Source organism: Pseudomonas algeriensis, assembly GCF_048847255.1.
In the GTDB taxonomy this organism is placed as follows: Bacteria; Pseudomonadota; Gammaproteobacteria; order Pseudomonadales; family Pseudomonadaceae; genus Aquipseudomonas.
This window is the reverse complement of record NZ_JBKKRK010000005.1, coordinates 148,664-160,483: the sequence shown is the minus strand read 5'-3', so window position 1 is coordinate 160,483 and position 11,820 is coordinate 148,664. Positions and strand designations below refer to the sequence as shown.

General features: G+C 59.7%; 8 protein-coding genes. 5 read left to right on the top strand and 3 right to left on the bottom strand.

Annotated features, from left to right (window positions below; genetic code table 11):
• Window positions 1–257 precede the first annotated feature (257 nt).
• Window positions 258–1,781, bottom strand: a complete 1,524-nt coding sequence (locus ACLK1G_RS10040) for a fumarate hydratase (RefSeq protein ID WP_039591419.1) — start codon at window positions 1,779–1,781, stop codon at window positions 258–260.
• A gap of 341 nt (window positions 1,782–2,122) precedes the next feature.
• On the opposite strand from ACLK1G_RS10040, the gene ACLK1G_RS10035 reads away from it, so the two are divergent.
• Both ACLK1G_RS10035 and ACLK1G_RS10030 read left to right on the top strand, forming a co-directional pair.
• Window positions 2,123–3,229, top strand: a complete 1,107-nt coding sequence (locus ACLK1G_RS10035) for a GGDEF domain-containing protein (protein WP_420765296.1) — start codon at window positions 2,123–2,125, stop codon at window positions 3,227–3,229.
• A complete protein-coding gene (locus ACLK1G_RS10030) occupies window positions 3,222–4,169 on the top strand; it encodes an iron-sulfur-binding ferredoxin reductase (protein ID WP_420765295.1) in 948 nt (315 codons plus the stop codon). The genes ACLK1G_RS10035 and ACLK1G_RS10030 overlap by 8 nt, the downstream gene beginning before the upstream one ends.
• A 175-nt stretch (window positions 4,170–4,344) precedes the next feature.
• Here the strand turns inward: ACLK1G_RS10030 and pyk are convergent, their stop codons facing one another.
• Window positions 4,345–5,796 (bottom strand): pyruvate kinase, encoded by a 1,452-nt coding sequence (gene pyk / locus ACLK1G_RS10025; RefSeq protein ID WP_420765294.1) that lies wholly within the window; start codon window positions 5,794–5,796, stop codon window positions 4,345–4,347.
• A 326-nt stretch (window positions 5,797–6,122) separates the two neighbouring features.
• On the opposite strand from pyk, the gene ACLK1G_RS10020 reads away from it, so the two are divergent.
• Together ACLK1G_RS10020 and ACLK1G_RS10015 are read left to right on the top strand one after the other, a co-directional pair.
• Window positions 6,123–6,497, top strand: a complete 375-nt coding sequence (locus ACLK1G_RS10020) for a tetratricopeptide repeat protein (RefSeq protein WP_420765293.1) — start codon at window positions 6,123–6,125, stop codon at window positions 6,495–6,497.
• Between the two features lie 271 nt (window positions 6,498–6,768).
• On the top strand, window positions 6,769–7,128 hold the full coding sequence (locus tag ACLK1G_RS10015) for a PilZ domain-containing protein (protein WP_420765292.1): 360 nt from the start codon (window positions 6,769–6,771) through the stop codon (window positions 7,126–7,128).
• Between the two features lie 164 nt (window positions 7,129–7,292).
• Here the strand turns inward: ACLK1G_RS10015 and ACLK1G_RS10010 are convergent, their stop codons facing one another.
• Complete coding sequence (locus ACLK1G_RS10010; RefSeq protein WP_420765291.1) at window positions 7,293–7,649, bottom strand: DUF6124 family protein; 357 nt, start codon at window positions 7,647–7,649, stop codon at window positions 7,293–7,295.
• Between the two features lie 666 nt (window positions 7,650–8,315).
• Here ACLK1G_RS10010 and ACLK1G_RS10005 point away from each other — a divergent pair.
• Entirely contained in the window at window positions 8,316–11,720 is a 3,405-nt protein-coding gene (locus tag ACLK1G_RS10005) for an Ig-like domain-containing protein (RefSeq protein ID WP_420765290.1), read from the top strand.
• Window positions 11,721–11,820: the final 100 nt, after the last annotated feature.

Below are 11,820 nucleotides of genomic sequence, written 5' to 3'. Positions count from 1 at the left end.
GGGTGAGGATGCCAAGGGAGAGCAGGGGTGTAACCTGTCAGATCTGACAGGTCGGTGGGTTTACCCGATGAATGGTGTGCTCAATGACTTTGTGGGAGCAAGCCTGCTCGCGAAAGCGGCGGCACAGCGAACATCATCACCAACTGACCCACCGCCATCGCGAGCAGCCTCGCTCCCACAGGGGGTTGTTGTGTGCCTATAAAAAAGGCCGATGAGCGTGTCGCTCACCGGCCTTCTTCAGCGCGAGAAAATGCGTGTTACTGCACTTCCACCGCCAGGCTTTCGCTGATCTTCTGCTGCCAGATCGCCGGGCCTGTGATGTGTACCGACTCGCCTTTGCTGTCCACGGCGACAGTCACCGGCATGTCTTTAACCTCGAACTCGTAGATCGCTTCCATCCCCAGTTCGGCGAAGGCCAGGACTTTGGATTTCTTGATCGCCTGGGCCACCAGGTAAGCGGCACCGCCAACGGCCATCAGGTAGACGGCCTTGTTGTCCTTGATCGCTTCGATGGCGGTCGGGCCGCGCTCGGATTTGCCGATCATGCCCAGCAGGCCGGTTTGTTCGAGGATCTGGCGGGTGAACTTGTCCATCCGCGTGGCCGTGGTCGGGCCGGCCGGGCCAACCACTTCGTCGCCCACCGGATCGACCGGGCCGACGTAGTAGATGAAGCGACCCTTGAGGTCCACCGGCAGGGTTTCACCCTTGTTCAGCATCTCGACCATGCGCTTGTGCGCCGCGTCGCGACCGGTGAGCATCTTGCCGTTGAGCAGCACGGTTTCGCCCGGTTTCCAGCTTTGCACGTCTTCCGGGGTCAGGGTGTCGAGGTTCACGCGACGTGCCGACGGGCCGGCTTCCCAGACGATTTCCGGGTAGGCGTCCAACGGTGGCGCTTCCAGCGAGGCCGGGCCAGTGCCGTCCAGCACGAAGTGGGCGTGGCGGGTGGCGGCGCAGTTGGGGATCATGCACACCGGCAGGGAGGCGGCGTGGGTCGGGTAGTCCATGATCTTCACGTCGAGCACGGTGGTCAGGCCGCCGAGGCCCTGGGCGCCGATGCCCAACTGGTTGACCTTCTCGAACAGCTCCAGGCGCATCTCTTCGATGCGGTTTTGCGGGCCGCGGGCCTTGAGCTCGTGGATGTCGATGGATTCCATCAATACTTCCTTGGCCATCACCGCGGCTTTCTCGGCGGTGCCGCCGATGCCGATGCCGAGCATGCCCGGTGGGCACCAGCCGGCGCCCATGGTCGGAACGGTCTTCAGGACCCAGTCGACGATGGAGTCGGACGGGTTGAGCATGGCCATCTTCGACTTGTTCTCGGAACCGCCGCCCTTGGCCGCCACGTCCACTTCCACGGTGTTGCCCGGGACGATGGAGTAGTGAATGACCGCCGGGGTGTTGTCCTTGGTGTTTTTGCGCGCGCCTGCCGGGTCGGCGAGGATCGATGCGCGCAGGACGTTTTCCGGCAGGTTGTAGGCGCGACGCACGCCCTCGTTGATCATGTCGTCCAGGCTCATGGTCGCGCCATCCCAACGCACGTCCATGCCCACGCGCACGAACACGGTCACGATGCCGGTGTCCTGGCAGATCGGCCGATGGCCGGTGGCGCACATGCGCGAGTTGATCAGGATCTGCGCCATGGAGTCACGGGCCGCCGGCGATTCTTCGCGCAGGTAGGCCTCGTGCATCGCCTGGATGAAATCCACGGGGTGGTAATAGGAAATGAACTGCAGGGCGTCGGCAACGCTCTGAATCAGGTCGTCTTGCTTGATCACGGTCATGAGTCGCGCTCCTCTCTAAGACGGGAACATTCAATAAGGTGCCGTCCGCTTGGGTGCATCGGTCGACGGACGGCACCTCTTAAGGCACGCCGGGCATGCTGGCGCGACGCTAAAAAGGCGCGGCAGTATATCGCAGGCAGGGAGGCCTGTGGGGGCGAGCTGCCTTTGTGGCGAGGGGATATCGGCGGAGCCGGCAGATGCGTCAATCTGGGCCATTGCTTTGACGCCATTTTTCTGAGCCAGAATTGAATGGTCATTTGTCGAACACGCCACTAAAGTGGCGTCTGGCCTGTAGCGTAGGACAGCTCTATCAGTTCCTCTTTTCCATGGTGAGTCACCGATTGACCCATAACGCCATTCAACGTCTTTTGCTCAAACGCTTCGCCCTGGCCGCCACGACTTATGCGCTGGCACTGGTGTTGCTGTGGTTGGCGTTTTTCAGTGGCCATTACCTCGACTCGTTGCGTGGCGCCATCATCGGCACGCTGTTGGTGGTGCTGTGCCAGGCGGGTTTGTTCGCGCTGTTCATCACCGATCGCAACCTGCGCTTCGCCGACCCCAGCCTGACGGAAATACAGGTCTGGATCGGCCTGGGCTGGCAGACCTGGATGATGGCGCACCTGGACCAGGCCCGCGGCGTGTTCCTGGTGTTCTATGTGCTGATCCTCTTGTTCGGTCTGTTCCACCTGACGCGGCGGGCCTTTGTGCGCTGCGCCACGCTGGTGTTCATCAGTTTTACCGGCATCACGCTGTGGGACGGTTACTTCTTTCGGCTGCCCGATCCGACGCTGGCCGGTCTGCAAGTGTCCGTGCTGTTCATCGTGCTGGTGTGGCTGGTGTTGTATGCCCGCTATGTCCAGACCTCGCGCCAACGCATGCGCCAGCGCCGGTTTGCCTTGCAGGCGCACCAGGACACCCTGCGCGGCATGATGCGCCAGCTCGAAGACCTGGTGGCCACCGACGAACTGACCGGCCTGTTCAATCGCCGGCATTTCCTGCGCCTGGCGAGTCGCGAACTCAATACCCTCAGGCCCGGCGTCGCCCATGGCCTGGCCTTGATCGACCTGGACCATTTCAAGCGCATCAACGATTTGCACGGCCATGCGGCGGGCGACCAGGTGCTCCAGGCGTTTGCCGGTGTCGCCACGGCGTGCCTGCGTGAAGGCGACGTATTGGCCCGCTACGGTGGCGAAGAATTCGTAATGTTGCTGCCCGCCTGCGACCCCGCGCGCCTGACGGCCTGTTGCGAGCGCTTGCGGCTGGCGTTCACCCAAGTGGAATTGACCGACCTGCGGGTGGGCACTCTCAGCCTGTCTGTGGGCATGACGATGCTGGAAATGGGCGATGACCTGGACAGCGCCTTGCAGCGCGCCGACCAGGCCTTGTACCGTGCCAAGCGAGACGGCCGCAACCGTTGTGCCGCCGCCTGGGAGAACGTCGATGCCTGAGTTGAAAGTCGCCGGCCGGCAATGGTCGGTGGCGGCGGGCAGTAACCTGCTGGATGCGTTGAACCAGGCAGGCGTGGCCGTGCCCTACAGTTGCCGCGCCGGCAGTTGCCATGCGTGCCTGGTGCAATGCCTGAGCGGCGACGTGCGCGACAGTCGCCCCGATGCCCTGGCCCCGGCGCAGCGTGATCAAGGCTGGCGACTGGCGTGCCAATGCCAGGTGGTGGAGGACGTGCAAATCCACACCTTCGACCCACAACGCGACGGCCAAGCCGCCAAAGTGGCGGCGGTGGATTGGCTGGGCTCCGACGTGCTGCGCCTGCGCATTACCCCGGAGCGACCGCTGCGCTATCGCGCCGGACAACACCTGGTGCTGTGGGCTGGCGACATCGCCCGGCCATACTCATTGGCGAGCCTGCCCGAAGAGGATCGCTTCCTGGAATTTCACCTCGATTGCCACGTCCCCGGTCAATTCATCGGCGCCGCTCGACGCCTGACCAGCGGCGACCCGATCCGCCTCGGTGAACTGCGTGGCGGCGCGTTGCATTACGATCCCGACTGGCATGAAAAACCGCTGTGGCTGCTGGCGTCCGGCACCGGTCTGGGGCCGCTGTTCGGCATCTTGCGCGAAGCGTTGCGCCAGCAGCATCAAGGTGCGATTCGGCTTATTCATGTGGCCCGTGACGCCGCCGGGCATTATCTGGACAAACCCCTGGCGGCATTGGCGGCCAAGCACTCAAACCTGAGCATTGAACTGTTGACCGCAGCCGAGGCGCCAGCGGCGCTCGCGCAGATGCGCCTGGCGTCGCGCCAGACCCAGGCGCTGGTTTGCGGCCATCCGGGCTGGGTCGAGGCGTTTGCCAAGCGCTTGTACCTGGCGGGTTTGCCGAGGAATCAGTTGTTGGCGGATGTGTTTCTTACCCGTGACGGTGGCGGCGTCTGACCGAGCGCCATCGCGAGCAAGCTCGCTCCCACACTGGACTTACGGCGTATACAAAACCCTTGTGGGAGCGAGCTTGCTCGCGATGGCGCCCGTCCAGACACCAAATTTCCATAAGCAGAAACCAAAAAGCCCCGCCATTCACATGGCGGGGCTTTTTGTGTTCAGCAACCGATCATCAAACCATCGGGTCGCCAACGTGCAGGATCTTCATCCCGTTGGTGCCGCCGGTGGTGTGGTAGCTGTCGCCCTTGGTCAGGATGACCCAGTCGCCTTTTTCCACGACGCCGCGTTTGGTCAGTTCGTCGATGGCTTTCTGGCTGACTTCGTGCGGCTCCAGCGAAGCCGGGTCGAACGGAATGGTGTATACACCACGGAACATCGCGGCGCGCGCCTGGGCTTCGCGGTGCGGGGTGAAGGCGTAGATCGGCACCGAGGAGCGGATACGCGACATGATCAGCGGCGTGTAGCCACTCTCGGTGAGGGCGATGATCGCCTTGACGCCCGGGAAGTGGTTGGCCGTGTACATGGTCGCCAGGGCGATGCTTTCGTCGCAGCGGGTGAATTCCTTGCCGATGCGGTGGCTGGAGGTCTTGCCGGTCGGGTGCTTCTCTGCGCCGATGCAGATACGGGCCATGGCCTGCACCGCTTCGAGCGGGTAGAGGCCGGCGGCGCTTTCGGCCGACAGCATCACCGCGTCGGTGTAGTCCAGCACGGCGTTGGCTACGTCGGACACTTCGGCGCGGGTCGGCATCGGGTTCTGGATCATCGACTCCATCATCTGGGTCGCGACGATCACCGCTTTGTTGTGGCGGCGTGCGTGCAGGATGATCTTTTTCTGGATGCCCACCAGCTCGGCGTCGCCGATCTCCACGCCCAGGTCGCCACGGGCCACCATCACGGCGTCGGACGCCTTGATCAGGCCGTCCAGCGTCTCGTCGTCGGCCACGGCTTCGGCGCGTTCGATCTTGGCCACCAGCCAGGCGGTGCCGCCGGCTTCGTCGCGCAGTTGACGGGCGTATTCCATGTCTGCTGCGTCACGGGGGAATGACACAGCGAGGTAGTCAACTTCCATTTCCGCGGCCAGCTTGATGTCGGCCTTGTCTTTATCGGTCAGGGCCGGTGCCGTCAGGCCGCCGCCGCGACGGTTGATGCCTTTGTGGTCCGACAGCGGGCCACCGATGGTCACGACGCAGTTCAGCTCGGTTGCGGTGGCGGTTTCGACGCGCATCACCACGCGACCGTCGTCGAGCAGCAGTTCGTCGCCTACGCCGCAATCCTTGACCAGGTCCGGGTAGTCGATGCCGACCACCTGCTGGTTGCCTTCGGTCAGCGGGTGGCTGGTGGAGAAGGTGAATCTGTCACCTATCTTCAGCTCGATGCGCTTGTTGGCGAATTTGGCGATACGGATCTTCGGGCCTTGCAAGTCGCCCAGCAGGGCAACGAAACGGCCGTGCTTGGCGGCCAGGTCACGCACCAGCTTGGCGCGAGCCTTGTGCTCGTCGGGGGTGCCGTGGGAGAAGTTCAGACGGGCAACGTCCAGGCCAGCCAGAATCAGCTGTTCGAGAACTTCCGGCGAGTTACTGGCCGGGCCAAGGGTAGCGACGATTTTGGTGCGACGGACGGACATGCAAGACTCCTCAAGTTCAAGCGCCAGCGAAGGCTACTATGGTCTTTGGGTGTAGTCATTGTTCATATGCACTACTTATTCGTTTCTTTTTCGAAATGAACATTCCTGAAAATTTTTGCGCCTTTAACTGCTTAAGCCGAACATCGCTCTTGTGGCGAGGGAGCTTGCTCCCGCTCGGTTGCGTAGCGACCGCAAAAATCCGGGGCTGCCCTGCAGCCCAGCGGGAGCAAGCTCCCTCGCCACACACGTGTTCACCGTGGAGGTTTTTCGTGCTGAAGATTTTCCCCGCCAGGTCGATACAGAGCTCAAGACAGGAGAACCTCCCCATGCGATTCGTGCTTTTTATTGCCCTGGCCCTGAGTATCACGGGCTGCACCCGTTGGTCGATGAACCACCACATGAACCTGGCCTATAAGGCCTATGAGCGGGGCAACTGCGAGCAGGTGATGCTCGAGCTGTCCAAAGTCGACCGCGCCAGCCGTGCCCGTCGCTACATGCAGCCGGAAGTCTCGATGATGCGCGGCCAGTGCCTGGAGCGGCAGAAGCTCTACGTCGACGCGGCGCAAACCTACCAGTTCATCCTCACCCAGTACCCCAACAGCGAGTACGCCTACCGCGCCCGCGCACGGCTCGAAACCCTACAGAGCCTCGGTCATTACCCCACCCGCAGCGCCTCGGCGATCCGTCCCACGTCGTTCTGAATTTGATTTATTCGAAACCCTTCCGCGAGCCAGTTGTCGACCGATGACTGGTATCGAATCCGGCTGGCCGATGCTCGCGCTTGGACTATAGTTGTACAAAACGTGGCTAGAGCCAGAACTCTAATTTCGAAGCGTCACCTGTCACCGGTAGCATTTGGCCAGCCAGTATGAGGGTGTCTGGCATCGGGGTCGGGGAGAGCGGGCAGGGATGAGCCCGTTCCGAAGCACTGGATTGGCCGGGTTATCGGCTACTCAAAAAGTGATACAAGACATGTACAAAGAGCGGCAGATTGCACGACATCAGCTGGCGTATTTCCTTGAGGTGTTCAACGGCATAAACGGCAAACCCATTGGTTTTTTGGGCAACGTTTCGGAAAACGGCCTGATGCTCATCAGCCATTTGCCCTTGATGATCGGTGCGGATTTCGACCTGCGCCTGAAACTGCCCGCCGAGGAAGGACCGCAGCAACAGATCCGTTTGAAAGCCCATTGCCTGTGGTGCCGCGAGGACGTGACACCGCAACATTTCGACGCGGGCTTCAGCCTGCAGTGGGCACCGCCTGAATACGGACAACTGGTGAGCGCATTGCGGCAGTACTTCAGCTTCTATCAGCTACCAGAATCGGCGTGAGCCCTACCGCGTTGCGATAACCCCGTGGCGAGGGAGTTTGCTCCCGCTGGGGGGCGTAGCAGCCCCCTGGTTATCAACTGACACACCGCATGGGACGCTTCGCGTCCAGCGGGAGCAAGCTCCCTCGCCACGGGGACTTCATCGCCCGATGTATCGCGTTGCTATCAGCGCAGCACCTTCGCCTCGCCATCCAACAACTTCTCCAGCAACAACACCCCCATCTCGCCCATCTGATGAATCGCCAACGCCAGGTTGCGCGGGGCGCCTTCCAGTTCTTCCGATAAATCCAGAATCAGCGTGCTCACCGAGCAGAAGGTTTCGTAGCTGTGTACCAGCAAGCCTTCCGGGTCGGCGTCGGGGGCGACGATGAAACAGTCCAGTTGTCGTTGGTTTTTGGCTGGTTGGGTGGGGTTGGGTTTCAGGTAGTGATCGAGGGCTTTTTTCGCGGCTTTGTCGAGCTTTCGCTCGTCGACGGTTTTGCGGGGAGCGGGTTTTGGGGGATTGGGGGTTGGTTTGATCATGAACGTTTTTCCGTAGTTGGGGCTGCCACCCGTTTCGCGACTAAACGAGGGGTGGCGGCTGGACGCAGGTTAGTCGACCGGTGGAAAAACGAAGCCCGGCGCGCCCGAGGGCGCCCTGCGAACAGCCACCATCAAGTGCGGGACTTTGGCCCGACTGGATGACGCTTGTGCACACCGTTTTTCATAGCCGAGCGACTAAACCCGATCGCTGGGAGGTCAGCGACGCGGATCACGTTACGGGGCGAGGCCAAGGCGCACAAGCCGGCGGATTCTGGCGGATGTGTAGTCCGTTGCGCAAGGTGGTGTAGTCGGATGGTGAAGGATCGGGTGGGAGCCGTTGGTCGGGACTGTCAGAACTGTCAGGTGCCGGAAGGGAGGGGGGCGTTATTAACTTCGCGCAACGGTCTGATTAGCGGTTTAACCAACCACTGCATAAATGAAGAGGGCAAAGTCATGGCTGCCGAGGACGATTTTGAAGGAGGGGGGGCAGAAGAGGAAGCGAGTATCAAGTCCTTCTCTATTGATCGGATTCATAATGTCAATCCCGATGACGCATACGTTACCGGGACGGGAGGGACGTTCGGTGTCAAGTTAACCGGAAGCCAGATTAAGCCGCTTCCTAGTAGAATTGTAGACGGAGTAGTACTTACGGAAGGAAGGTGGTATGTGACCGTGCCTATTACTGCCAATAAGGTTACCGTTTATATTAGTCAGCCGCAGTTGTTTGTCAGCTCAGAAAAAGAGCTTTACGTTGCGACGATTACCTCGCCCGAATTTGGAAGTATTTTAAAAGAAGGCGATACCATACAGGGAAGAGGAGCGCCAGGTAGTGTCGTTTATGTGGCGAGGGAGGGGCAACTTGGTGTGGAGCTTACCTCGAAGGTTACAATATCAACGTCGGAAAATTTTTCGGTAATCGTTAAAAGTGGAATTAATCTGCCCAGTGGGCAAATTGGATTTCGAGGAGTGTTTCATAAAGAAACGGAGTTTCATTCACGGCGAGTTACTTACGAAATACTCGGCATCCCACGCATCACCGGCCCTTCGGGGAACCAACAGCAAGGTTTCACCGTTCTGGGCGACAATGGATTGAACGGCGCTGCTATCAAAATTTACAAATCTGATGATAGTTCAGAAGAGCTGATGGGCTCGGGATCGGTGGGTGCCAACGGTAACTGGACTGCCAAAGTAGACAAGCCATTACCTATCGGTCGGGTATACCTGGTGGCAGAGCAGGAAAAGAACTCCAAGAAATCCGGGAGGAGTACACGCCATACTTTCGTCATTCCACCGAACGCACCGACGATTGAGGTTGAGACTAATAGCCAGGGCGTTCGCTTGTATGGGACCGGGTTGGCCGACGCTCTGTTGGATATTCATCGTACTGGTAACCCTGATCGGGAGTTTTTTACTGATGTTGGCACTGGTGGTACTTGGGAAAAGTATCTTCCTTCGGAACTGGTGCCGGACAGTTACTCATATGCGGTGAAGCAAAGCGTTCCAGATGAGAGCGATCGAATTTACTCTGCTTACAGTAGAAATCTGCCGGTTCAAGTGCCAGTCCCGGAGCCCACTCAGTTAACAGTCTCTTTACAAGGGCAAAAGCCGACGTTTTCGGGGAAAGGACGGCGATGGGTCGGTTTTGAAACCGTTATTAGGATATCTGGCGAGTTTCCTATCGACGGGGTAGAAGATGCACTGGTCAAAACTAATCTGGAATGGGATACGACGGCCACTAAGGATTTTGCCCCCGGCACTTATTCGGGGCTGATTGCGCGGCAGCACGTCAATTCTCGTCAATCCTCGTTCGTGAATTTTGGTGAATTCACGATTCCTTCCCCCCAGCCAGTATTTACCAAACCTCTGGAGCTTCCAGGAAAAAACGGTCAGCGTCCGCAAATCATGGGTAACGCCTGGCCGGAGTCTGCCGTTACATTGACGATTCCTGGCAAGCCTCCTATTCCCCTAACGGCATCAGGAACAGGTGAGTTTGTCCTTAATGCCACGGAAGACTGGAACCCCGGTACGTATAAGATCAGCGCGGTGGCTGAGTTTGGCGGCCAGTCTTCCATCGAGGGCGAGCGCGAGTTCCTGGTTCAAACACCTAGGCCCACAATCACCACGTCCGGCGAAGTGGACATGGCTCCCATCATCGAAGGCACCGGTTGGGCGGGTGGATGGGTGACTATCCATAAGGGTGACAACCAAGTGTTGGGCGCAGGGCCCGTCGACAATCAAAGCAGAAGATTCCGTGTGCAATTAAGTCAGCAATCGGAGGGGCTGCTTGTCATTTACGCCACGCAAGCCATGGAGAACGACCGCACGAATGTTTCCGAGGAAACTGCGCGGGTGAATTTGACCGTAGGCGTGAGGGCCCCGGTGATTTCGGATCCGGGAACCAGGACGACGCGCACGTCGATTTTCTCAGGGACTGGGGCGACTGGCGGTACCGTTGAGTTTTACCTTGACGGGGCAGATGATCCGTTTGTCGAGGGGATTCCTGTTGAGGAAGGCCACTGGGAGACGACACTCCTACTGCCTGCGGGAAGCCCCAGGCTCGAGGTAGCCCTGCGACATTCTGGAGGACGCAGTCCGAAGCAGCTGCATCCCATCACGGTGGTACCTGACCGTCCTATTGTCGATACGCCCCTGCCAGGCGAAGCGCTGGGCGATGTATTGCATATCAGTGGCTTTGGCTTCCCTGGAGACGATATACGGATCAATACGCGTCCGAATCAGAAACTGATGGGGTGGAGCAAGGTCACGGACGCCGGCACTTGGACGGCCAGTGTCAAAAACATTCTGGACGATACCGAAAAAAACATCGTCACGTTGGCAATGGCGGGTCCGGATCTGGGTTCACAATATTCACCCCAGTTAGCGACCACCCCACTATTAAAAGAACTACCCCAATTCACCGAACCGCTGCCCCATGACCAAGTTGGGCTTCGGCCTTTGTACGCCGGGCTCGCCACGCCGGGCGCGACCATCCAAGTGGCGTCGTGGTTCAACACCGAGCACCTGCTGGCGCCGTCCACCGAGGCGGATGAGTTTGGGCGATGGCAGGTGGTGGGCGACAAGGACCTGCCCGAAGGCGCGACACGGGTGGCGGTGCGCCAGACCGTGGGCGGCGTTCATTCGCAATGGGTCGAGAGCGGGCGGTTCCTGGTGGAGAAAATACCGGATAAAGAAACGCTTGGCCCCCCTGTTGTCGATTTGCCTTCCCGGGGCCAGAAGGTTGGACGCTATCCCATGTTCCAAGGCTGGGGGGTTCCTGGCGCGACAATTACTGTGGTCAAAAGGGGGTCTTCGAGTACCAAATTGGTAGAAAACTGCCGGGTCGATCGCAACGGAGGATGGGCCGCACGCTCCGTGCTTGAATTGCCGGTGGGAGATAACTATGAGTATTCGGCGAATCAAAGGCGCGATGGAATCACCTCGGACTGGGCGTTGCCCATCCGCGCCATGGATGTGATCGAGGTACAGGAAGGCTTCGATGCGCCGGTCATCGACACCCCGGAAAACAGCTCGCCGAACCTTGAACCGCGCCCCGTGTTTGCGGGCACTGGCATGCCGGGGGCCGAGGTGCGCGTCTGGATCAACGGCTTAGGCGAAGCCCGGCATGTCACGGCGAGGGTGGACGCACATGGGCGATGGACGGGACGTAGCGATCGAGATATCGCAGTGGGTAGCGTCACCGTCCATGCGTTTCAGTTTGTTGATAAAGATGGTGAAGAGGTTCAGTCGGCTCGGAGCCGAGATGTGCAGTTCACCGTCGACGCTAGAATCGCCCCGCCGGTCATCCTGAGCCCAGCCAATGATGCAGAGGTTCCACCCCGAGCCGTGCTTCGTGGTACGGCGCTGCCTCTGTCGCAGGTTCAGCTGTATCAACGGGGACACGGGACGGTCCTGTTAGCGAGTAGTTTTGTCGATAACGAGGGGAATTGGACAATGGTCATTCCTCCTTGGCCGTTCGGGTTGTTCCAAATATCGGTTAGAGCTGTATTGGCGCCATTGCTTCCCACCAATAATTGGGCGCAGTTGGATGTGACTGTAATAGACACCGACTAAGATCCGCACCCGCCTAGCCATCGGCCCTCCAAGCAGGGCCGTTTTATTTGTCCTCCAGCCCTCCGACCAATGGTCTTTCTAACTGTCAGATCTGACAGTA

Coding starts and splice junctions, on each gene's coding strand:
- ACLK1G_RS10040 (WP_039591419.1), bottom strand. CDS start 1,781: ATGACCGTGATCAAGCAAGACGACCTGATTCAGAGCGTTGCCGACGCC.
- ACLK1G_RS10030 (WP_420765295.1), top strand. CDS start 3,222: ATGCCTGAGTTGAAAGTCGCCGGCCGGCAATGGTCGGTGGCGGCGGGC.
- pyk (WP_420765294.1), bottom strand. CDS start 5,796: ATGTCCGTCCGTCGCACCAAAATCGTCGCTACCCTTGGCCCGGCCAGT.
- ACLK1G_RS10020 (WP_420765293.1), top strand. CDS start 6,123: ATGCGATTCGTGCTTTTTATTGCCCTGGCCCTGAGTATCACGGGCTGC.
- ACLK1G_RS10015 (WP_420765292.1), top strand. CDS start 6,769: ATGTACAAAGAGCGGCAGATTGCACGACATCAGCTGGCGTATTTCCTT.
- ACLK1G_RS10010 (WP_420765291.1), bottom strand. CDS start 7,649: ATGATCAAACCAACCCCCAATCCCCCAAAACCCGCTCCCCGCAAAACC.